This window comes from Pseudomonas sp. Y3 TE3536 (assembly GCF_053629175.1).
In genome coordinates, this window is record NZ_JBRJHU010000001.1 from 5,868,441 (window position 1) to 5,892,056 (window position 23,616).

Here is a 23,616-nt window from a genome sequence, read left to right on the forward strand (position 1 = left end):
GACATCCGAAGTGGGTGTCATTTTAGGCGTATTCAGGTGTCCGTCCTATCATATTTAGCGCCGAAAATAGAATGGTTCAGACGTACCTCCGCTTAACCTCAGCACTCTTGTCCTTCTCCCAATCGGACATAGTAATGGCCTTTTCCTTGTTCCAAGCATCAATCTCGTACTTCAAGGGTGCCCTTCGTGTCCCATCAAGATTCTGAAGGGGATTAGCACCCAGTACACTCATCCTATCAATATTAAGTTGTACAGAGACGTAGGGGTTTCGGCTGCCGTCCCCTCCGACGTGGTAGATCAGTCGCGCTCGCTTGTTATCACTGTAGTTTTGTATGCCTACGTCCTTGCCATTAACCCAGGCATTCATCACTTCACGTTGAATTTCGCGATCTCCCGTTACACCATCCCTCGCGAAGTCTCCGGCGTGCCTTCCACTAACATGATCCAAGCCCCCCACCATCGTTTTACCGGACTCCTGGTAGATCTTTTTCTCCAAAACGGAAACCTCTCGTCTACCGTGAATAAAACTTGGCCTTTCGGCGATCGCCAAAACGTTTTCCGGTCTTTTTTTACTGATTGCAGGAATTAAGGGAAACAATTCTGAATAAATCGAACTCCCCCTCAATCCATACCTTCTTTCAACTTCCTTCTTTGCTTTGGGAGCAACTACTTCCCAGCCATCGTCGTCCTGGCTATCGGCAGCCGGTCCCTCTGAATGAGAAGATGATGCACGCGCCTGCGCACCGTCATGGCTCGGCCCTGCTGAAGCTGAGGTTGACGCGACAGGTGGAGGGTCAGCGTCACCACTTCGGCTGACAACCGGCGTGCCTTGTGCTCCGGAACTGCCCCCCCCGCCTTTGTTCTTGTTCCCTTTGCCCATCAACCCCAACTCATCAACCAAAGTCATCGGGTTGTTACGCACCATCGCGTACAAATTCAAGCCATCCACAGTGCCTGCCGGGTCCGCACTCAACCACCGCCCCAGCCAAGGCTGGTAATAGCGATACCCGTAGTAATACAGCCCCGTCGCATCACGCTCCTTGCCCGAATAACGAACGAACTTGTAGCGCCCCTGCACCTCGCTGCGAGCGGCCCATACCGCAGTGCCGCCGTACGGGTAGTACTCCTCTTGGCTGATCACCGCACCACTGCCATCGACCTCCAGGCAACCGCTGCCCAGCTGGTCGGCGTAGCTGTAACGCAGTTGCGCGTCGGCAAGTTCTGGCGGCTTACCTGCAGCCCAGTGCAAGGCCCGCACCTGGGCGTGCCCAGCGTCGCCCACCAGCACCACCTGCAACTGCTCGATCAGCGTGCCGCCCTGGGTTGTACTGCGCAGCTCCAGGCCTGGCAGGTACTGCACACGTTGCGTGCGCATGTGGGTCGCGGTCTTTTGGGTACTGACCTTGAGCACCCGTTGGTTGCCGATGTCGTAGCGGTAACTCTCGCCATCGTCCTCCGCCCCTTCGCGCATGACCTGGGTAACGGCGTGCAACTCACCGCGCGGTGTCCAGTTCAACTGTTGGCCAGGCAACAAAGCCTTTTGCTGGCCACTGGCATTGAACAACGCGTCGACGGCGGCCGGGTCCTGGGTGAGCGCGCTGTGCACCGCCCGGTTGCTGCGGTCGCTGACAGTGATATCGGTGGTGTAGCTATGGTTTGTGGCAGGCGCGCTGTGGCGGATGCGGGTCAGGTTGCCCGCCATGTCGTAGGTATAGGTACGGTTGTAACGGCTGTAGGTGACGTTATCGAGGGTCGCCATATCCGGCAGGTTGGCGCCCTGCTGCCCGGCATTGGCCATCTCGCGCCCGGTGGCGCTGGCCAGCTGGTACAGGCTGTCATAGACATAGGTGCTTAGCGGTTCGACTTTCTGATTGCGCCAGAAGCGGGTTTCTTCGGCGTCGTTGCGCACACTCAGCACATTGCCCACCGGGTCGTAAGCGTAGCGCAGGTCTTGCAGCACCTTGGCCCCTTGCGCGTGCCCTGTCGGGCGCTCGGTACGGACTTCGGCCAGCCGCTGAGTGCGCGGTTCGTAGCGGTATTGGGTGACCAAGCCATTACCGTGCTCCTCGCGCAGCTTTTGCCCAGCCGCCGAATAGCTCAGGGCTTTGAGAATGACCTGCTCCGGGCCGCCCTTGAGCGTCAGCCAACGCTGCGTGAGCAGGCCCGCCACGTCGTAGGCGTGGCGGCGCAGATGGCCTGCGGCATCACGCGTGGCCAAGGGGGCGCCGGTCGCATCCACCGTGGTCAGCGTAGTGCTGGCTTCGCTTTCCGGCTGCAGTTGGGCCTCCCAATCAGCAGGCTGCTCACTTTGCCAATCCGCCCCTACCTGCGGGTTATCGGCATCCGCCAGCAAGCGTTGCGTGGTCTCTAGCGGGACGCCGGTCAAGCCAACGCCATGGGTCTGCAGCAAACCGGCGGTGTGGTAGTGCCGGCTCGCCTGGCCCGCCAAATTGTGGGCTTTTTCTGCGGCGCTGTTGCCGGCATAAATCAGCCGCTCCAGCCGACACGCCACGTGGCCATTGGCCTGTTCGCTGATGCCCAGCAGGCGCCCTGGCAGGTTGGCGTTCTCGTAAAGCCAGGTGCGGGTGACCGCTTCACTGCGCAGGTGCTCGCCGTGTTCATCGAGCGCGATTCGCGACACCGCCAGCAACGGGCGCCCTGCTGCATCGCTCAGGTTGATCGACACGCCGGCGTCGGCGCTTTGGGTGCACACCGGGGTGCCGGCCAGGTCGGTCAGCCAGGCAAAGTTACCCCGGCCGCTGGGGTGCAGGCGCGGGTCGCTGCTGTGGGTCATGGAGCCCTTGGCGTCATGCTGCTGGCGCGTAATCCGAGGTTGCGTCAGGGTTGGCGTGTCTGGGTGGCGGTGGTAGTGGATGGTCCGGGCCACCAGGCCGCGGTTGTCCACGACCGTGACGGTAGGGGTATTACGATGGACAGCGTTGTCCGAAAGAGCAGGCATCGCGTGCCTCCTGTTCTTGAAATCTGCATGGGGTTGAGTGGATGGCGCGCGCAAGGTAGCGCGCGCCATCAAGGTCGCGCTCAGGCCGTGTCGTTCTCGTCCTGCGCTACCGTGAACCAGGGGTAGTACTCGGTACGCCGCTCCCAGCCCGCGGCGGTGAGGACGCGGTAAACGCGCCCCATGGCGTCATACAGCTGGGTATCGGCATACAGCCCGGGGTGGCCGCTGTCATCGCTTACAGGGCGCCAGTCATCGAGGTAGTACGGCAACCAGGTGCGCACAGGCTGGCCTTTGTTGTCGTACTCGGTCTTGCCGGTTACCGCCCAGCGTCGCGCTGCCGGCTGCACGCGTGCAGCACCGTTGGCATCGCGCTCGAGGCTGCCTGCGGCGGTACGCACCCACGCATCGCCAGGCGCACTCAGCACAGCGGTCTGCAACAGGCGGCCGGCGCCATCGCTATGCGCCACGTTTACGCGCAGCTGCTGCGCAGGGTCGCCGTCGTAGCGGTCGGTCTGCAGGCTGATGATGTGCGGTGGCTGGCGGCTTTCGCCGTCGTCCCCAGCGGGCAGGCCATTAGCCTTAAGCAGGCGACGCAGCGCCAGCTCGCCCATACGGGTAACCAGAGGGCGCCCTTGGCTATCACGTGCCAAGGGCATCCAGCTGTCGGTCACTACCCGGTGCGCCGTGGCCACGGGTACCTCGCCTCCTTCGAGTGCCAGGATGCCCTCGACCGTTGCCGGCAGCGTGAATGCCTTGCCGCTGCTATAGCCGGCCAACTGGCCCTGTTCCGTGCCGTGGAAGCGGGTTTGTGTCACTCGCCCCAAGGCATCGAGGCTGACCTGGTGCTGGTTGTCGTTGGCATCGGTCATGGCTACGGGCGTGAGGAAACGCCAGTCATACTCGAAGCCGGTTTCCAGGCCAGCGGCGTCGGTTATCTTCAGCACTTGCAGGGCGTGTGGGCTCCAGTCAACACGCTGCTCGCCAAGCAGCTCGCTGGCACGCAGCGTGGCCAGTCGATAAAACAGTGACGCACCCTGGTGCTTGATCAGGTCGTGGCGGCTGACGTACACCCGCTTGCCGTCCTCAGCCAAGGCGATGAGGTGATAGCCGCCGTTGGCCTGCCACTGTGCCAGCTCGTGCGGCAAAAGCGTTGTCTCGAGCGCAGCCAAGGTGGCGTGTTCGAGCATGGCGGTTTCGCGGTAGGCCACCAGCGCCTGGCGGATTGGCGCCGTGGTCGGTTGCCCCTGGGCATCACACCATTGCTTGCGCTGGTAGCCCGATAGAGTGGCAGCATCCAGGCCCTCCAATGGGCCATCGGGTACCAGCAGATGCTCCACGCTGAAGCCGCCCTGCGGCAGCGCGTGCGCTGGCAGCGCCAGCACATCGGTACGGGTCGCTTCGATCAGCCCGGACACGTAATCATGGCCGTCCTCAAGGTTGCGTACCCGATGGCGCGCGTGCTCAAGCCAGGCCATGTCCTGCTGAGGGTCGCGGGCATCGTCCAGCAAACCGGCTGGCAGCGAGGCTGGATAAGGCGATGGGGAGGCTGCGACCCGGCGCGGGTAATGCACCTGCACCTGCTGCAGGACATGGCCGTACTTGTCTTGGCCAATCACCAGTGCCTGCGTGATAACCGGGTCTTGGACAATGCGCTCGGTGGTGAAGGCCAGGCTCTCTATTGCCGTTACCAAGGCCGCAGGCCGGTCGGCGTGCGCGGTCTCGTAAACCCGCACTTGCCAGCGCTGACGGGTGATGCTGTACGGCACCCCAGCGTGTTCAGTGCCGTCAAGGCCGTAGGTTTCACTGCGCACTTGCGCCCCTTTCAAGGCACAAAGCAGCCAACGCCGGGCTGCACCTTGCGGCGAGTAAGGCACATCGCAGTCACCTTCAAGGCGAGTGAAGCGCACCGGTTGCAAGGGAAAGTCCGCCTCTGCGCTGCGCTGCCCATCAAGGCCCTGTGGCGCGATGCTGTCCAGGTCTTCGATGCCACTGAGGAACCAATGGCGTATTTGCGCCGGCGGCGAACGCTCGGCGGCCGTGCCCTGGGCGTCGCTCAGGGTGTCGGTCTGAATCAACTGCCTGAAACCGCGAAACTCGCGCTCGACTGGGTCCCAGACCGGGCTCTGATAGCGCATGCCACTGACAGTACGCAGGCCACTGATGTCGTCCACAAGGGTCACCTGGGCCAAGGTGTGAACCGGGAACGGCAAGCGACTGATCGCCGCCTTGCCCTCCCCTTGCAGGGCACGCTTTTCATCCAGCCAGCTCTGCGCCGAACTGCGGTAGTCGAACAGCGTACGACCACCGGTGTTGCTGCACACCTCGGCCAGCAACCAGGGGCGTCGGTCGTTGAAGCGGTACACCCAGCTACGGGGAGAGAGGTGCGGCACAGTCAGCACCAGCTCTGCACAACCCTGCCCGCGCAAATCGACCAGTTGCAGCTTGCAGCTGGCATCGAGCACAACCTCCTCCGGCGCTGGCACGCAATGGCTTTCGACGAAGCGATTACCGTTATGGCTGACGAATACCCGGATGCGGTCGGCGTCTACATAAAGGATATCGGTAGTACCACTGCCATCGGTATCGCCAAGCAATACCCGCGAGGCGTTGAAATGTTCGATGGCAAAACCCGGCATCTGCACAGGGTTGGCAAAATGACCGTGGCCAAGCATCGGCCAGTAGGTGACGCCCTCGGCCGTGACCTCGATCAATTGCTGCAAACCTGTGCCCGCAAGATCGGCAAATGCCACCAGCCGGTGCTCACCGCCAGGCAATGGCAGCGTGGGGCCTGCCACGATGTCGCTGGCGGGCTGCCAGCCGGCACCACGTACCCTGGCAGACAGACGCACGCTACGTGGCCCGATCATCACCAGGTCCTGCTGCCCGCCACCGCTGAAGTCGACCAGTTGCGCATCCCCATGGGCCAGCTCGCTGGGCATGGCGTCGGCGGCAATGAAGTCACCCCATTGCCCATCCGGCGTCAGGGTGAAGCTGCCGCGAACACCCGGCAGGTTGACCAGCCATTGTGGCTGGCCGTCACCCTCGAGGTCGGCCAGCATTCCTGTGCCTGGGCGTGGCGCTCCCGGTAATACCTGTGACTCGCCCCACGTGATGGCATCGCCACCCAGGTCACTGTTGCGTTCTGGCGCGCGATACCACCAGGCACCGGCATCCTGGAACAGCAAACCCGGCACCCCCTCGCCGTGAAGATCTACCATCTGCCAGTGCGGCGCACTGAAGCCATCGAGGTCGGGCAATGCCTCCCAGCCTGAGTGCTGACGCCCTGGGCGACTCGGCTCGAATTCCACCGGCGGCAGCAACAACGGCGTGCCATCCGTTTCGTAAGCGACCTGTTGCGCGGCGACCAGCACTGAGGCAACACCCGATGCGTCATACCCCAGGTGCAAGCGCGAAACCAGTTGCGGGCTTGGGTCAGCGTCCCCGGCCATCATGCGCGTACGGTGCCACAGCAGCACCTCGTGGCAAAGCCGCCGCACCCGTTTATCGAAGCCCAAGCGCCAGTACGAAAAGCAGTCCTCGCGCACCGGCCAGGGTGCCTTCACCTCGAACGCTGGTGGGGTGTTCACATCCACGCCGCGTTCGCCGTAATCCAGCTGCATCACGGTCATGAAATCATCCGGGCGAAAGGCCTGCTGCGGTATCAGCAGCGCTGCGCTTGGGGTTGCATTCATGGCGTGGACGGCAACCAGGTAGGTGTTGGCAACCTGCGGGTGCATGGCCTGTTCGTGCGCATCGCAGCCCGCCTGGTCTTCGCTGCGGTAGGTGTAGACCACGTGCTCCCCCGTGGCACTGACGGTCTCTTCGGCAAACCAGCACGCGACCTCTGCCGGTTTGCCGGGCTTGGCTAGGCGAGCTGAGGCCGACCAGCCAAACAGCGTAATGCTGCCGTCGGCATGGTATTGCAGCCAGAAGCCCGGCGAGTCGGGGCTTGCTTGCGCTTGCCAATGCTCCAGGCGCTGGTCGCGGCCGCCACTGCGCTGCACCCAGGCGGTTACCGTGTGAGCAGCGGGGGTATCGGAAAACGGCAAACTGGCGACAGTGCGCGGCGCCCCGCGGTCGAGCAGGATTTCCTCGCCGTCGGGGCCCTGCCAACGGTCACTGCGGGTGTATCGGGGGACACCCAGGCGGTCCAGGCGGCAGACTGTGGGCGGGCTACACTGCCAGCCAGCACCGAATGCGCCATTACCTGCCGAAGAACGGTAGGCCAGGCTCAACGACGGCGACAACGCGCGGCCGACCGGCAATGGTAATGGCAGCGACCAACCTGCGGCGCCGTCGGCGCTGCCGACTGACAGCATGCCTCCGCCCGCCGAAACCGTACCGCCACCCTTGGGCAGCGAGGGGGGGCTGAACACAGGTTCCCCGCCGGCACCCGAAGGGGTGACAGACATATCATTCATGATGTTGCTCCTTGACGACCCCCGCGCCTTGGCGCAAGGGTCAGGAAATAGGAAGTCGACCTCAGCGGGAGGGCACCTGGGTACCCTCCCCTGCCCCTTAGCGGACGGTGAACTGCACGTGCAGAATGATGTCGTTGAGGCGTTCCAGCAGTGCTCGCTGATCGCCCTGAGCCTGGTCGAAGTTCAACGTCATCTGGGTCTGGTCTTGGTCATCATCCGCCTTGGCGATGTGCAGCCCTTCGAACGGCAGCAACTGGTTACCTGGGCGGAATGCCGGGTAACCATTGAGCTGGCTGAACTGGCCGTTGTCCTGCATGGCATGGGAGATGTTCATCTGCTCACAGCCCGCAGGCAGGCCTTGAGTACTGGTCAACAGCCGTGCATGCACATCTTGGTAGGGGCCCAGCAAGGCTGGCAGCGAGACGGCAATGCTGCGGATGCGTCGCGAAGCTGCAGTTTCGAAGCCTGCTGCCAGGTTCAACGTTTTAAGGCCGAACTGGATCGATAGCATGCCGTTTGCAGCCAGTGCAAAGCTGCTGTTTTCAAGCGTGTCATCGACCTCAACTGTTTGACCGTCAAGCAGCGCCTTGACCGCCTCACCCAGGGTTACGGCTTGGTCTTGCGAGCTGAGCTTGCCGTCGAAAAGCCTGGCCAGTGACACCGTGCGCGTGACCTCAAGCTCGCGCTTCTGCCATTTGACCCAGGCCGTTTCCATCTGCCCCAGTGCCAGCATCAGCCCCTCACCACACAGCAAACCCGACCAGGCACTGTTCCAGGTGCCGGTGCGCAGGTACTCATCCGTGTCGCCTTTTTCCCACTGCAGGGCCTTTTGTGCCATCAGGCAGCGCGACACAGTGAGGTCGTAATAGGTGTAGAAAATGCTCGCCAGGCGTGCGCGCAGCCAGCTGTACATGGCCTTGCCAGTGTACTTGCCTTGGTACAAGGCAAGCTGGGCCTGTGAATGGGCAGCTTGGGTGTTCAAGTGGGCAATGTGCATGTGGGCGGAGGTTTCACGTACTGCCAGGGCATCGAGTTGAGCCTGTACGGTCGCCATCTGTTTCTCTGCCGATTCATACTGGAACTTCCAGTCAGCACGGCGGCGCGCGAAGACCTCCTCTTGGCTAAGGCGCGATGCCTTGAGGCCACACACTTTCGAGCGCGCGCCAAAGCCGTAGGCAACGGCCTTCAAGGCGTCTTCCGGTTTACCGCCACCGTTGGCGAAACCAAAGATCTTGGGGAAGGCGGCAATGATCGAAGCCCCTGCCATGAGGGCAGATTCAGCCGCACCTGCCTGTTCAGACTCGGTTCGCAACTTCAGCGCAAGGTGCTCGCGATCAGAGATGTTCCTTTGGTAGAGGTTCAGGTAGTGATTTCGACTGGCCGTGGCCGCCACCAGCGAGCTTTGCAAGGTCACGCGGTCGGCTGCCAGCTCCTTGAGAGTGTGCTTGAACAGCGCCACATTGCTCTCGGCAAGCTCCGCGCCCTGGCTGGCCAGCAAGCCTGCCAACGAATCGGCATCCTGGCGCTCGAGAATCCATTGCATCTCGCTGCCAAAATGAATCAGCTGGGCGGCCATGCTGCGGGCGCCGTCGAGCAACACGGTGAAGCGCAGCGCCGGCACGTCTTTGACTTCCGTAAGGCCACGTTCGCCACTGGCCTCTGCTGCCACTGCAGCGGCCAGCAACGCCTTGGGATCGGCCGGTGTGGCGTAGAGCGGCAAGCTTAGCGGCTGGCCATCGAGGGTCAGGTTGTGGCGCAGGTTGTACTGGCGAATGCGCAGCGCCTCCCAGTAACCGAGCAGGGTCCGGTTGACCTCTGGCAGAAACGGGCTTTCGCCGGGCACTGCAGCCTGCCCCAGCACGGGTTCGTTCCAGCCCGTTGCCGGCGGTGCCCAGGGGGCGTCGCCCAGCAGGCTCACCGCGCGCTGATACCAGACGCTGGCTTCGCTGAGGGTGTCGCGCTGCAGCTTGCGGTAGGCGGCATCGCCGCGGCCGATGCAAATGTCCAGCAGGCGCATGAAGACGTTGTACTTGTAGTGCATCGGGTCGTTCTGCGCCACGGCATCCGGGTCGAGCGACTTCAGGGGGTCGTCGTTCCAGCTGCTGTCTTCTTCCAGCGGCCGTACATTCCACATCCGCTGTGTGCCTACGCCGGATACTGAGTAGCCAGCCGGGTTGAACACGTACTTCAGCCACTGTTCGGCAAGGTCAAAGCGTTCTTCCTGAAGGAAGCGCTGCATGACCAACATGGGGGTGTAGTAGAACAACTCCCAGAAATACAGGGCATTGGCGCCGGTGAAATCCATGCTATCCGTGTCGTTCCTGCCAAACACCTGCACACTGTCGACATTGTCCTTGAGCAGCACTTGGCCGGTAGATGCCACATCAGAGTCACGCTGAATTGCCAGGGTCTCGCTTGAGATCATGATGCTAAGGCCTGATATGGCCTTGTTGTGTTTAGCGCTGTATTTCGTTTCCAAGTGGTAGGACTGTTGCCCGACATACCGCTGATCCGACTCGAACATCATGCTGGCGAGCACCTTGGCGTTGTCGCTGAGCTGGCCCCTCCACAGCAAGGTGCGCTCCTCTTTGTCGGTAGCAAGCCAGACTTCGGCCCAGCGCTCTGGGCCGTGATACGAAGGCTTGTACACCGGAAGCGTCAGACGCACGACGACGCCAAGTTTCGGCTCGGGCATGTGCTGGGTGTCGTAGTTCAGGATTGAGTCGATCCCTGAGACCGCCTTTACCGTCAGCTCCCGAGCGAACAGGGTGTTGAGGCGGGTTACCTGCCCTCTGTGCGCCAGATACTGAGCGCCTTGATCAGTGGCACCGATGATGGCGGTCTTGAGTGCAACGGCATCTTTGTAAACCTTGATGGTGTAGTTGCGGGTGTTGCCGTCGCCGAACTGGAACTCGACGCGGTGCAGGGCTTCGCTCCCCCCATCCCACTCGTTGATGTCGCCCATGGGTGCGGTGGTGTCCAACTGTACCTGCGCCGGCCCTTGTGACAGATCGTAATCCTGCTTGGCCTTAACGGTTTTCCAGCGCTTGCCATCGACGCTGTAGATGCGGCACAACACTTCCTCAGCAGGAACTCTGTCAAGCAGGTTCAGGTAATCCTGAGGGTAGAAGGTGTCTTCCCTTGCGATCTGTGTGTAGCCCAAAACCGCAGGTGTAAGTCTTGGTGGAGGGGTTCCGCCCGTGCTCTCATCAAAGAGCAGAGTCATGCGAGTCATCGGGTCACTGGTCGCAATTGTGAAGCGTGCGACCACTGCGTTCCCGGCACTGCTCTCAATCTTCTTCAACGAAGCCCAATACATAGGGTTCATGTGGTTAGAGACAAGTGTGATAGAGCTACTGTTAGGCCCGAAGTAGGAACTCATTTGTGACGCACTGATAATCAGATAGCCATAATACAAGCTGCCTTCTTTACGCACCAGCAATGCACCCCCATCACTGCGTAACAGGCCTTGTGTTGCATTTGTTTCTGTGCCCAATGCAGGGTATTGCGCAATGAGGACCGCAAGCCATTTATTTTCAATGGCTGGCCGCTTTGACGTTACCGACAACTGGCTGCGAAAATACAGGCTGTAGGTATTCCCAACCTCCCCTGCACCACCGATAACCTTGGCTTCATCGAGCCTTGCTTCAAATTGCGTAAAACCGCCGGGCGTACCGTTCCCGTCAGCGACCGGCATGCGATCTTCCGCAGTTGGCAGCTCCAGCCCTTCGAACACCGCGCACATGCCGGTATCAATAGTGGTATCCAGCCAGTGCTGCACCGGCCCCAGGAACAGTTCGACACTGCCCAGCGTGCTGCTGCTGAAGTTCTCGGAAATCTCCAAGCCGGCAACAGTAGAAGCTTCGCTAACTTTCTCTGCAGACCGATCATAGATGACTGCCAGCAGCCCATCACGTTGCGGCCAGGCGGCAAGAAACAACGAGAAGTTTTCCAGAACTGTTTCTTTGCCAATATCGACCACGAGCGGATACTCGATGGGCACGCTCCACTTGCCGTCATAACGCAGCCAGGCCAGCTTGAACGTCCAGTTCCACTCACGCAGTTCTGGCTGCCCTTTGTCATCACGGGTGATGATGTGCTCCTGGCGCTCTACCCAGCCCAGGTGCAAACGCCCGCGGAACACCACAGGCCGAATCAGGCGCCCTTGCACTTGCGGAGCCAGTTCGATTTTTGCCCACGCGGTCCAGGCATTGGCTGGCAGCACGCCTTCTGGGGCACGCTTGGCTTCGTCCACAGTGCGCCACCAGTACTGGTGAGGCTGGCTGCGACTACGCCCGATAAACCAGGATTTGCCCGTTTCGGCTTCGCGGCTGTCGTGATAGCCACTGATGGTCTCCAGGTTGGCCACTTCCTCGAACGCACTCAGGTAGCCCTGGAAGGCATCGCCCACCGTATCGTCATTGACCTGCGCCTGCCCCAGCGTTTGCAGCATGTCGTCCATTGCCGGGGTTTGCCCCAGGCGTACCGTCGGGTCGATGTAGTTTTCTGGGTAGTACATCAGCATTTGCCCTGCAGCCCAGTTGGCATAGCTGGCGTTCCAACGCGTCCAGTCCTTGAAGAACTGGCGACCAAGCACAACATGGCGCACGTTGGCCGGGTCTTCTGGGGTCGACAGGGTGCAGTGGATGAACTGCTGCAGGGCCGACATCGCTTCGGCGATACGGCTGCTTATCACCTGTTCGGCGTTCAGCACGTCGATCAACAGGTGCTTGTTCAGCGCTTCGACAGTGAAGTGCTCTTTCGCGCCCAGCACGCCCGTCAGCGCCAGGCTGAGCGGCCGCTCCGTGGCGGCATGGGCCGCAGTGACCTGCGAAGGTTTCAGGCCTGCCTGAAAAGCGTCTGCCATCTGCCGCCATTCGGCCCAGTCGTCGTCCTGGGCCAGCAATTTTGCCAGGGTGTCCGGCATCACGGCATAGGCTTCGGTCAGTTTCGCCCATTGCATCAGCAGTTCGATTTCCTGCCAGCTGTGGACCTTTGTCGGCTCTTTCAGCTCGTCTTGGTCATGTGCGTGCACAGCCGCCTGCGCCAATGTCGCTTGAGCAACACCGGTCGTCATAGAAAGCTGGGGCAACGACACGCCTGCACCTTCACCAAGTGCCGCCAGCAGTGCGCCACCTGCGCCTGATTGGTCCGCTAGCTTGCTTAGCCAGTCACTGAAGTTGCCGAGCGCCATGACGGTCTGGACATCCCGCAGCAAGCCAGCACTGCCACTGTGCCCGGCGTTGGCTGCCAGCAACTGCGGCTTTTCCACCAACAGGAGCAGCGCATCGCCTGTGACGCCGCATCCATGTGCGATGAGCGCCATTTGCGCGAGGGTGTAGGCAAAGTCGACCAAGGCACGCTCATGCGGGGCCGATGGGTCGGCCTTGAGCAGGCGTTCGCAAGCCTGCTGCAGCGTAAGCCCACTCGGCTCGGCACGGTTTACCCAGTTCAACAATGCTTGCGCTAACGCATCACCACTGAGGTTGAACGTGGAGGCGATCAAGGGCGACAGCACGCCTAATAGATCCTGCACGGTCGGTGCTTCGGGTGGTGCTTCGGGTAGTTGCGCGGCGCTCAAGGCGGCCTTCATGGCGTTGAGCAGATTGCCGACTTCGGTACTGGCTGGGATGGCCTCGACAGCGCGGGTCATCAGTTGCAGATCGTGAACGGTCCAGCCACGGGCAGCCATCCAGTCGGTGGTACTGCGCACCTCCTGCAACAACAGCTGCCATCCGCTGTTGTCCAGCGAATGCATCGGATGCGGCGCGCCCATCATCTGCAGCAGTTGGCGCAGCTCAGTAAGCGTCAGACCGTGATGCCGAGCCCACAGGCTCAAGGTGTACAGCGCGGACAAATGGGACATGATGACATTCATGCCGACGTCGGCATCCGCAAGGCCACTGATAAGCCGGCCCAGCTCGAGCAGCCCTTCGTCATCGGTTTGGCAGGCACGCTTGAGGGTTGCCTTGATGTCGGCATGCTCGCTGGCATGGTCCGGGTGCAGGCGCAGCCGCGTATTGTCTCTGATCAAACCGCCCGCAACCAGTGGCGGGTCATTGAACAGGCGGTCGAACTGGCTTTTTTCAGTGCCGTCGGACGCTTCGGAGATAAACCCCCTGGCCATGAGCAGCGCGTCCTGGTGATCGATGCCGTAACGCTTCACTGAATGGGCGGTGCGGAAAACAACGGCCAGCGTCTGGTCGGTGATCTGGCTTGGGTCGACGCTGTTTATGATGTCTTGCAGTGCCCGTGGGGACAGCTGGGTCACTTTGTACAGGCGAACGATCTTGTTCAACTGAAGCAGGTACGCTGCGATCGACAACCGCGTGCAGGTAACATTTAACGTGCTTTCACAGCTCTCATCGTTAGCGCTGCGGGACCGCGTCCATTTAGCCGTAAGCTCGGCCTCGGCCGGCACGTCGGCCCATTCGAAACTGTGGCGATACTCGACATCAGGCGCATAGTGGTCGAGCCCATAATCTGACGCTTTCAATTCAAATTCAAAAGGACCGCTGAGTTCAAATTTAACAACGCGATTGATCTGAAACTTGAACGCCAACTGCCAGGTGCCGTTATGCAATGGATACAGTCGAACATAACGCATATTGGGAGGCGTATCACTCAGCGTCAACTGGATGATTTCGTCATCGGCACGTGCAGTTAGCGTGCGCCCAATGTATTCAGCTTTATCCATTTCCCCCATGAAGCCTTGCAGCTCAGCATCTGTCAGGCCAAACCAACTGCGCAAGCGCGCGGGCTGCATCATGGAGGTTGGCGTCATGCCAGGGAAGTACTTGATAAACTGCGCCTCAGCACTCTCCTCGTTGATTTCGTCCGTCAATAAACAGCGCAACGCGGGCGAGATATCGTAGTGAAGGCAAGCCAGTGCCGCGTCATCCAGATGTTTGGCGAAACGGGGGGCCGCCAGCAAGTGCGACAAATCCGCATCGTTCTGGACGAACACCTGACGCAGGCGGTTGTAATGATGATGGTACGGCGTAGTGCTGGTACCGACATCAGTCGACAGGGCTTCAAGGAGCTGGTCGTTATTCAACGCCGGGCTGCCCGGCTGGGTAAGCGCCGCAATCGCCCGGCTCAGCAAGATCTCATTGGACAGGCTGAGGGCACTGATCGGCGTGTCCAGATTGTTCTGGCTGAGTACCAATTGCCGCAGGTCGGGGCGGCGTTCGTCGATATGCCAGGGGTTTTTCGCGGGATACAACTCCTTCGCCTGTTTATACAGCTCTGCCAGGTAAGCCGCCGGCGAAAACATCGAGGCCACATCTCCAGGGGCACAGTAGGGTCCTGGGCGCTCGATCGGCCCATCGTTAACGTGCTGGAGGCTCTGCGGCACAAGCGGAGAATGACGGATGATGATACTTTTCTCATCGAGCAGTGTTTGGTTGCGTGCCCGGCGTACGTGGTCATGTAACTGGCGAGCCTCGTCCATATCAACCATATCGCCCAATTGCTCACGCAGTTCTTCGGCAGATAGATCGCCCATAGACGCCAGCGAATCGACCTTCAACTTGCTCATGAGAGACTTACTCTGTTCAGAAAAATCTTGAATCATTAGATAACCTTGCCGCAATAAACCACTAGACAAGCCCACCCCCTGGGCGAGCAACTTTTTAACTTGGCGAGCCAATTCAAACGCGCCAACACTAATGGATCACTCCTGAAAAAAGACCTCTCAGAACTACTAGCTAGTAACTGTAACCCTCGAAAACATGCCGTCAGTTTTATTCCCTCATGATGTAAGCGTTTTCAGAACGCCCTCTCCAGACAAGCGCCCACGTCCTATCAATTGTCATGACTGTAATATCGCGCCCCGACCGCACTGAGCATCATGTACACAAGACAAACATGCTCAGAGGCACCCCTCATGTACCGTGGATTCTGGTATGCCCAGGCGCTGGACCTGGACAGCGACCTCGCCCCTGCCCTGCAGGAATCGATTCAAGCCGACGTGTGCATTGTCGGCGGTGGCTTCCTTGGCCTGTGGTCGGCCATCCGCCTGAAGCAGGCCCACCCGGAAAAAGCCATCGTCATCGTCGAGCGCGACCGTTGTGGTTCAGGCGCAAGCGGACGTAACGGCGGCGTGGCCACCAACTGGTGGGGCAAGTACCTGTCGGTGCGGACCATTTGCGGCGACGTCGAGGCGCGGCGCATCTGCGAGGCTGCAGAGTCGGCCATCGATGAGATCGGCAGCTTCTGCCAGGAACACGGCATCGACGCGCAGTACCGCAAGGATGGCTGGCTGTGGACGGCCACCAACCAACGCCAGATGAACTCCTGGCGGGTGCTGACCGATGGCCTGCAAAAGCTAGACGTCAACCCGTTCCAAGAGCTTGACCGCCAGACCATTCGCGGGCGGGTCGGCTCACCGCTGGTACTGGGTGGCATCTATGACCCCAACGCCGCCACCGTGCAGCCCGCCATGCTCGCGCGGGGCCTGCGCCGGGTGGCGCTGAAGCTTGGCGTGCAGATCTTCGAGAAATCGCCATTCACCCACCTGCAACGTGGCGCCAACCCGGTGGTGCACACCGCCAAGGGCCATGTGAAGGCCAAGCACGTGGTGCTGGCACTCAACGCTTGGGGCGCGCAGTTCCCGGAGTTGCGCCGGATGATCGCGATCATGTCCAGCGACATGGTGGCGACAGCACCCGTCAAGGCCAAGCTCGATGCCATCGGTTTCAGCCGCGGCGAATGCATGACCGACTCGCGCACCGTGCTCAACTACTGGCGCAACACCCCTGATGGCCGCGTAGTCTTCGGCAAGCCGCTGGGCCAGTTCGCTTATGCCGGACGCATCGGCAACCTCTACGAGAAGCCTTCCCCTGCTGCCGACAAGGTGGCTGCCGAGCTGCGCCGGCTGTACCCGCAACTTGCCGATGTACCGGTCGTCAGCAGCTGGACCGGCCCCATCGACCGGGCCATGAAGGGCTTGCCGAACTTCGGCTACCTCGATCACCACCAGAACATCAGTTACGGCATCGGCTTCTCTGGCAATGGCGTGGCCACCACCGTGTTTGCCAGCCGCATCATCAAGTCGCTGGTCGAGCATGCCAATGACGAATGGGCCAACTGCGGCCTGGTCAACCAGAAGATGAAGATGCTGCCGCCAGAGCCGTTCCGCTTCTTTGGCGCGCACATGGTGCGTGATGCCCTGGTCCGCAAGGAATCCCTCGAAGACCATGATCAGGACGCCGGTTTCCTCACCCGTCGCCTGGTGGCCATGGCCCCGGCCGGCTACGTGCCGGCCCAGAAAAAATAAGGAAACGGACCGTGAGCGAACATATCGTACTGCTCGACGACGAGGGCCTGGCGCCCTCCACCCGCCTCAAGCACCCGGCCTGCGAGCACACCTGGCAGCAGTTTGCCTACACCCACCCCGAGCAGGTGCTCGAACACCTCAAGGACGCAACCATCGCCTTTACCTGCAGCGTGCCGCTGCGTGAGGAACACCTGCGCCAGTTGCCGAAACTGAAGATGATTTCGCTGGCCCTCACCGGCCGCGATATCGTCGATGTCGATTACTGCGATGCCCATGGCATCGAAGTGGCCAGTGTGCCGGGCTATGCCGCCAATACCGTGGCCGAGCACAGCCTGGCGATGATCCTCGAACTGTTCCGCCGCCCGGCCGCGTTCACGCGTTTGATGCGCCAGGTGCATGCCGGCGAGAAGCCGCAGCAGAACATCTACTTCAACCACCGCATCCGTGACGTGCGCGACAAGCAACTGGCAATCATCGGCAGCGGCCCGATCGCCCTGCGCCTGGCGCACCTGGCGCGGGCCTTTGGCATGCAGGTGCTGTTCGAAGACCGTGGCGGCAAGCGCCAGGGGCCGGACTGCCGACCGCTGGCCGAACTGCTGCGCAGCTGCGACGTGCTGTCGATCAACTGCCCGCTGACGCCTGACACCTACAACCTCATTGGTGCCGAACAACTGGCCCTGATGAAGCCCGACGCCCTGGTGGTCAACACCGGCCGTGGCGGCGTGGTCAACGAAGCCGCGCTGATCCAGGCACTGCGGGCCGGCCGCCTGGGCGGCGTGGCGCTGGATGTGGTCGAGCATGAGCCGCTGCACCCGAGCAACCCGCTGTTCCAGCTGATCGAGCGTGATGATTTCCTGCTCAACCCGCACATCGCCTGGAGCAGTGAAGATGCCATGCAGCAATTGATGGACAGCGCCGTGGACAACATCAGCGACTTCGTCGCCCGCCAAGCCAACGTAAAAAGGAGCCGAACCGCATGACCCTGGTCACCAAGAGCAGCTATGTCGATGGCGCCTTCGTCGCCCCAGGCGGCAGCGATGTGCTGGAAAACCGCAACCCGTCCAACCCGAGCGACGTGGTCGAGCGCTTCGCCCGCGCCGATCAGGCACTGACCGAACAGGCCCTGCTTGCTGCCCGCCGCGCTGCTCCCGGTTGGGCGCGCAGCAACCCGCAGCAACGCGCCGATGCACTGGACTTTATCGGCAGCGAAATCCTCGCACGCCGAGAAGAACTGGCCACGCTGCTGGCCCGCGAAGAAGGCAAGGTGGTGCGTGAGGCACTGGGCGAAGTCGACCGTGCCGGCCGCTCGTTCAAGTTCTACGCCCAGGAAGCCCTGCGCGCCGAAGGCGAAAAATACCCGTCGGTACGCCAGGACGTAGGCATCGACGTGTTCACTCAGCCGCTGGGCGTGATCGCCATCATCGCGCCGTGGAACTTCCCGATCGCCATCCCGGCCTGGAAGATTGCCCCAGCCCTGTGTTTCGGCAACTGTGTAGTGTTCAAGCCGGCCGAATTGGTGCCCTCGTCAGCCTGGGCGCTGGCCGAAATCATCTCGCGGGCCGGTTTGCCCGCCGGTGTGTTCAACCTGCTGATCGGGCCGGGCCGCAGCGTGGGTGACACCCTGATCCGCTCGCCGCTGGTCGATGGCATCAGCTTCACCGGCTCCGAGCACACTGGCCGGCAGATCGCCAGGCTGGCGGCCGATGGCATGAAGAAAGTGCAACTGGAGATGGGAGGCAAAAATCCATTGATCGTACTGGACGATGCGAACCTGGAGCAGGCCGTGGAGGTGGCATTGAACGGCTCGTTCTACAGCACCGGCCAACGCTGCACGGCTAGCTCCCGGGTGATCGTCACCGTGGGTATTCATGACGCGTTCGTGGCGCGCCTGGCCGAGCGTACCCGGGCGCTGAACGTGGGCGATGCATTGCAGCCCACCACCGACATAGGCCCCGTGGTCGATAGCCGGCAGTTGGAGCAGAACCTGTCGTACGTGGCCTCAGGCCTTGAGCAAGGCGCGAAGCTGGTGTGCGGCGGGGAGCGCATCGACAACGAGGACGGGGCGTACCTGTTCACGCCCGCGCTGTTCACCGATGTGACGCCGCAGATGCGCATCTACCGCGAAGAAATCTTCGGCCCGGTACTGAGTGTGCTGAAGGTGCGTGACTACGACGAGGCGTTTGCGGCTGCCGAGGACACCGTGTTTGGTTTGTCGGCCGGGATCGTCACCACGTCGCTGCGCCATGCCGAGCATTTCAAGCGCAACAGTTCGGCGGGCATGGTCATGGTCAACCTGCCCACGGCAGGGGTGGATTACCACGTGCCATTTGGTGGCAATGGTGCATCGAGCCTGGGCTTACGAGAGCAAGGCACCCATGCACGGCAGTTCTTCACCCGGGTAAAAACCACGTACCAGCTGGCCTGACCTTACGCACCGTGTAGGAGCAGCCTTGTGCTGCGAAGAGGCCGGTGATTGCAGCACAAAAGTTGGTGTGTCATCACCGGCCTCTTCGCAGCACAAGGCTGCTCCTACCCAAGACCCAAGACGCAAAACCGTGCATGTCCAGCGCGTGCGGCAGTCCCCAGGCAAAGATTGAACTACTCGCACTCCCAAGCGCTCTTACTCAGTGAGTGGTTTATTTCCTTGGGCTTGACGCTACTGGAGAACACACTATGCGCCACCTATTCCTCGCCCCCGCGCTGCTGCTCCTGCTGCCTGCCGGTGCTGCCCTGGCCCGCGTCGATGCGGGCGACGTGGCCACCTCGGCCGGTGTTTCCGCTTCGCTGTATTCGACCTTCAAGGACGATAAACGGATTATCCCGGCCCGTGACGAGCTGTCTGCCTTCGTCGCCAGCGGCGGTGCTATCCGCGGCGCCTACGTGGAATCGGCGCTGGAACAGGCACGCAAGGACCACCCCGGCCTGCAGGCCAATGACGAAGAACTGGCCCGGGCCATTCTCTCCCAGGACGATCCTGTAGCAAATCATTGAAACCTTGCCCGCCGCACACCCACGCCTGCTTCTCTTTGCAGATTGAGCAGGCGTGGGTGTGCTGCGGGCACACGCAGGCTGAAGGGGTGATACGCTTCCAACGACAATAACAATTGCCGCCGAGTGAGCCCCATGAACATCCTCTACGACGAGCGGGTCGATGGAGCGCTGCCTGACGTGGACCTGCCCGCCCTGCTCAAGGCCCTTCGCGATGCGCTGCCGGACCTGACTATTCTTCATCGCGCAGAAGACCTCAAACCCTACGAGTGTGACGGCCTCTCCGCCTACCGGACGGTGCCCCTGCTGGTGGTGCTGCCCGAACGCCTAGAACAGGTTCAGACCTTATTGCAACTCTGCCACCAACGCGGCGTACCGGTGGTGGCGCGCGGTGCCGGCACCGGGCTGTCCGGGGGTGCCCTGCCATTGGCCAAAGGCATCCTGCTGGTAATGGCGCGCTTCAACCGCATTCTTGAGATAAACCCCGAGGGGCGCTTCGCCCGTGTTCAGCCCGGGGTACGCAACCTGGCGATCTCCCAGGCTGCCGCACCCCATGGCCTGTACTACGCCCCCGACCCGTCTTCGCAAATCGCCTGCTCCATCGGCGGCAATGTGGCCGAAAATGCCGGGGGCGTGCATTGCCTCAAGTATGGTTTGACCGTGCACAACCTGCTCAAGGTGGAGATTCTCACAGTCGAAGGTGAACGCCTGACACTGGGCAGCGACGCCCTCGACAGCCCCGGTTTCGACCTGCTGGCTCTGTTCACCGGCTCCGAAGGCATGCTCGGCATCGTCACCGAAGTGACCGTCAAGTTGCTGCCCAGGCCCCAGGTGGCGCGGGTGTTGCTCGCCAGCTTCGACTGCGTCGAGGACGCCGGCAGGGCAGTGGCCGAGATCATCGGCGCCGGGATCATCCCCGGCGGGCTGGAGATGATGGACAACCTGGCGATTCGCGCTGCCGAGGACTTTATCCACGCAGGCTACCCCGTGGACGCCGCGGCGATCCTGCTGTGCGAACTCGATGGTGTCGAAGCCGATGTGCATGACGACTGCGAGCGGGTCGCGGCCGTGCTGACCCAAGCCGGCGCACGCGAGGTGCGGCTGGCCTGCGACGAGGCAGAACGCGCGCGCTTCTGGGCCGGGCGCAAGAACGCCTTCCCGGCGGTGGGGCGCATTTCACCCGACTACTATTGCATGGATGGCACCATCCCACGCCGCGAGTTGCCCCGCGTACTCAAGGGCATCAGCGCACTGTCCGAACAGTACGGCTTGCGCGTGGCCAATGTGTTCCATGCCGGCGACGGCAACATGCACCCGCTGATCCTGTTCGATGCCAACCTGCCCGGCGAACTGGAACGCGCCGAGGCCATTGGCGGCAAGATCCTCGAACTGTGCGTGGCGGTAGGCGGCAGCATTACCGGCGAGCACGGCGTCGGGCGGGAGAAGATCAACCAGATGTGCGCGCAGTTCAACAGCGACGAAATCACCCTGTTCCACGCCGTGAAGGCCGCCTTCGACCCACAAGGGTTGCTCAACCCTGGCAAGAACATCCCCACCCTGCACCGATGCGCCGAATTCGGCGCGATGCATGTGCACCACGGGCAGTTGCCCTTCCCTGACCTGGAGCGTTTCTGATGGGCAAGGACCGCGACATCAGCCAGGCCCTGCTGGAGCAGGTCAACCAGGCACTGATCCTGGGCACACCGCTGCGAATCCAGGGCGGCAACAGCAAGGCCATGCTCGGCTGCCCGGTCGCCGGGGAAGTCATCGATACCCGCGGCCATCGCGGTATCGTCAGCTACGACCCCACCGAACTGGTGCTGACCGCACGCGCCGGCACGCCGCTGCAGGAAGTCGAGGCAGCGCTGCACGAGGCGGGCCAGATGCTGCCTTGCGAGCCCCCGCACCTCGGCCCCGAAGCGACCCTCGGCGGTGTCGTTGCGGCGGGGTTGTCCGGGCCACGCCGGCCCTGGGCCGGGGCGGTGCGCGATCATGTGCTCGGCACCCGGGTGATCACTGGCCACGGCAAGCTGCTGCGCTTCGGTGGTGAAGTCATGAAGAACGTCGCCGGGTATGACGTCTCGCGGCTAATGGTCGGCAGTTTCGGTTGCCTTGGCCTGCTGACCGAGGTGTCGCTGAAAGTACTGCCGCGCCCGCGCCAATGCCTGAGCCTATGCCTGCCGATGGACCGTCACCAGGCGCTGGCGGCGCTTACCGCCTGGGGCCAGCAGCCGCTGCCGATCAGCGCTGCCTGCCATGACGGCGAGGCGCTGTACCTGCGCCTGGAAGGGGGTGAAGGCTCGGTGCAGTCGGCACGCCAACGCCTGGGAGGTGACGTGCTCGACAGCTGTTTCTGGACCGCCCTGCGCGAGCAGCGCCTGGCTTTTTTTGACGACCCGGCACCGCTGTGGCGGCTGTCCGTGCCCAACGCCACCGGGGAGCTGAACCTGCCCGGGCGGCAACTGATCGACTGGGGCGGCGCGCAACGCTGGCTGAAGTCGAGCGCGCCAGTGGAGTCGATTCGCGCAGCGGTTGCCAACGTCGGCGGCCATGCCACTTGCTACGCACCTGGCGAACAGAGCAGCGCACCGTTGCCCGCCGCCCTGCTGCGCTACCACAAAGCCCTCAAGCAGCAGCTCGACCCCCAGGGCATCTTCAACCCGGGCCGCCTGTACCCAGACCTATGAGGGCACACCATGCAAACCAACCTGAGTGAAGCCGCCAAACGCCTGCCCCGCGCCGAAGAGGCTGAACGCATTCTGCGTAGCTGCGTGCACTGCGGTTTCTGCACGGCCACCTGCCCCACCTATCAGTTGCTCGGCGACGAGCTGGATGGCCCACGCGGGCGCATCTACCTGATCAAACAAGTGCTCGAAGGCGCACCAATCACCGCCAGCACGCAACTGCACCTGGACCGCTGCCTGACCTGCCGCAACTGCGAAACCACCTGCCCTTCAGGCGTGAAATATCACGATTTGCTGGACATCGGCCGCGCCGTGGTCGAACAGCAAGTGCCACGCCCGCTTGGCCAGCGCCTGCTGCAGGGAGGGCTGCGGGCGGTGGTGCCGCGCCCTGCGCTGTTCAAGGCCCTGTGCCGCACTGGGCAAGCCTTGCGCCCGGTGCTGCCGGCAACCCTGAAAAGCAAGCTGCCCGCCCAGGTGACCGCACCCGGCGTACGGCCGGCGCCACGGCATGCGCGCCGGGTGCTGTTGCTCGAAGGCTGCGTGCAGCCAGCGCTGTCGCCCAATACCAACGCCGCTGCCGCGCGCGTGCTGGACCGGTTGGGGATCAGCGTCGAACCGATTCGCGAAGCCGGTTGCTGTGGTGCGGTGGATTACCACCTCAATGCCCAGGCCCAAGGCCTGGACCGCGCCCGGCGCAACATCGACGCCTGGTGGCCGGCCATCGAAGCGGGGGCTGAAGCCATCGTGCAAACGGCCAGCGGCTGCGGCGCGTTCGTGCGCGATTACGGCCACTTGCTGGAGGCGGACCCGCGGTATGCCGCCAAGGCGGCGCGGGTCAGTGCCTTGTCTCGCGACCTGGTGGAAGTGCTGTGCGAAGCGCCGGTCGAGCAGCTTGGGCTGTGCGCCGAGCAGCGTGTAGCCTTTCATTGTCCGTGCACCTTGCAGCACGCGCTCAAGCTTGGCGGTGCGGTGGAAGGCCTGCTGACTCGCCTCGGTTTTACCCTGACCGCGGTGCCGGATGGCCATTTGTGCTGTGGGTCGGCGGGGACCTATTCGCTGACCCAGCCTGAGCTGTCGCGGCAGTTGCGGGACAATCGATTGAAGGCCTTGGAGAGCGGCATGCCGCAAGTCATTGTTACCGCCAACATCGGTTGCCAGGCCCACCTTGCTGAGGCCGGGCGCACGCCGGTGCGGCATTGGGTTGAAATTGTTGATGCGGGTTTGGGTTTGGGGGCGGGATAGGTATGACGTTAGATGTGCAGCGCCTGGGAGATCGAGCGCCGC

At 62.2% G+C, this 23,616-nt stretch carries 10 protein-coding genes; 7 read left to right on the forward strand and 3 right to left on the reverse strand.

Annotation, left to right across the window (positions count from 1 at the left end):
- Positions 1–76 precede the first annotated feature (76 nt).
- The 3 genes from AB7M33_RS26215 to AB7M33_RS26225 form a co-directional block, all read right to left on the reverse strand.
- Positions 77–2,959 carry an RHS repeat domain-containing protein gene (locus AB7M33_RS26215; protein ID WP_454243989.1) on the reverse strand — a complete coding sequence of 961 codons (2,883 nt, stop codon included), beginning with the start codon at positions 2,957–2,959 and terminating at the stop codon, positions 77–79.
- An 80-nt stretch (positions 2,960–3,039) separates the two neighbouring features.
- Complete coding sequence (locus tag AB7M33_RS26220) at positions 3,040–7,380, reverse strand: SpvB/TcaC N-terminal domain-containing protein (RefSeq protein ID WP_454243990.1); 4,341 nt, start codon at positions 7,378–7,380, stop codon at positions 3,040–3,042.
- Positions 7,381–7,477: 97 nt separating this feature from the next.
- Positions 7,478–14,920: a Tc toxin subunit A-related protein gene (locus AB7M33_RS26225; protein ID WP_454243991.1), complete on the reverse strand. Its 7,443-nt coding sequence runs from the start codon at positions 14,918–14,920 to the stop codon at positions 7,478–7,480.
- Positions 14,921–15,268: 348 nt separating this feature from the next.
- On the opposite strand from AB7M33_RS26225, the gene AB7M33_RS26230 reads away from it, so the two are divergent.
- From AB7M33_RS26230 to glcF, 7 genes are all read left to right on the forward strand, one after another.
- Positions 15,269–16,660 carry an NAD(P)/FAD-dependent oxidoreductase gene (locus AB7M33_RS26230; protein ID WP_454243992.1) on the forward strand — a complete coding sequence of 464 codons (1,392 nt, stop codon included), beginning with the start codon at positions 15,269–15,271 and terminating at the stop codon, positions 16,658–16,660.
- 11 nt (positions 16,661–16,671) lie between these two features.
- The gene (locus AB7M33_RS26235) at positions 16,672–17,640 is read left to right on the forward strand and encodes an NAD(P)-dependent oxidoreductase (RefSeq protein WP_265967331.1); all 969 of its coding nucleotides are present in this window, start codon (positions 16,672–16,674) and stop codon (positions 17,638–17,640) included.
- Complete coding sequence (locus tag AB7M33_RS26240; protein ID WP_454243993.1) at positions 17,637–19,085, forward strand: aldehyde dehydrogenase family protein; 1,449 nt, start codon at positions 17,637–17,639, stop codon at positions 19,083–19,085. Before AB7M33_RS26235 ends, AB7M33_RS26240 begins: the two co-directional genes overlap by 4 nt.
- A 248-nt stretch (positions 19,086–19,333) precedes the next feature.
- Positions 19,334–19,651, forward strand: coding sequence for a DUF2388 domain-containing protein (locus AB7M33_RS26245; RefSeq protein WP_099429773.1), 318 nt, complete (start codon positions 19,334–19,336; stop codon positions 19,649–19,651).
- 132 nt (positions 19,652–19,783) lie between these two features.
- Entirely contained in the window at positions 19,784–21,283 is a 1,500-nt protein-coding gene (glcD, locus tag AB7M33_RS26250) for a glycolate oxidase subunit GlcD (protein WP_454243994.1), read from the forward strand.
- A complete protein-coding gene (gene glcE / locus AB7M33_RS26255; protein ID WP_454243995.1) occupies positions 21,283–22,335 on the forward strand; it encodes a glycolate oxidase subunit GlcE in 1,053 nt (350 codons plus the stop codon). The genes glcD and glcE overlap by 1 nt, the downstream gene beginning before the upstream one ends.
- A gap of 9 nt (positions 22,336–22,344) precedes the next feature.
- Positions 22,345–23,574 carry a glycolate oxidase subunit GlcF gene (gene glcF / locus AB7M33_RS26260; RefSeq protein ID WP_454243996.1) on the forward strand — a complete coding sequence of 410 codons (1,230 nt, stop codon included), beginning with the start codon at positions 22,345–22,347 and terminating at the stop codon, positions 23,572–23,574.
- Positions 23,575–23,616 lie beyond the last annotated feature (42 nt).

What these genes read in the sequence shown, in the direction of transcription:
- AB7M33_RS26215 (WP_454243989.1), bottom strand. Translation starts at nt 2,959, where the DNA reads ATGCCTGCTCTTTCGGACAACGCTGTCCATCGTAATACCCCTACCGTC.
- AB7M33_RS26220 (WP_454243990.1), bottom strand. Translation starts at nt 7,380, where the DNA reads ATGAATGATATGTCTGTCACCCCTTCGGGTGCCGGCGGGGAACCTGTG.
- AB7M33_RS26225 (WP_454243991.1), bottom strand. Translation starts at nt 14,920, where the DNA reads ATGAGCAAGTTGAAGGTCGATTCGCTGGCGTCTATGGGCGATCTATCT.
- AB7M33_RS26230 (WP_454243992.1), top strand. Translation starts at nt 15,269, where the DNA reads ATGTACCGTGGATTCTGGTATGCCCAGGCGCTGGACCTGGACAGCGAC.
- AB7M33_RS26240 (WP_454243993.1), top strand. Translation starts at nt 17,637, where the DNA reads ATGACCCTGGTCACCAAGAGCAGCTATGTCGATGGCGCCTTCGTCGCC.
- AB7M33_RS26245 (WP_099429773.1), top strand. Translation starts at nt 19,334, where the DNA reads ATGCGCCACCTATTCCTCGCCCCCGCGCTGCTGCTCCTGCTGCCTGCC.
- glcD (WP_454243994.1), top strand. Translation starts at nt 19,784, where the DNA reads ATGAACATCCTCTACGACGAGCGGGTCGATGGAGCGCTGCCTGACGTG.
- glcE (WP_454243995.1), top strand. Translation starts at nt 21,283, where the DNA reads ATGGGCAAGGACCGCGACATCAGCCAGGCCCTGCTGGAGCAGGTCAAC.
- glcF (WP_454243996.1), top strand. Translation starts at nt 22,345, where the DNA reads ATGCAAACCAACCTGAGTGAAGCCGCCAAACGCCTGCCCCGCGCCGAA.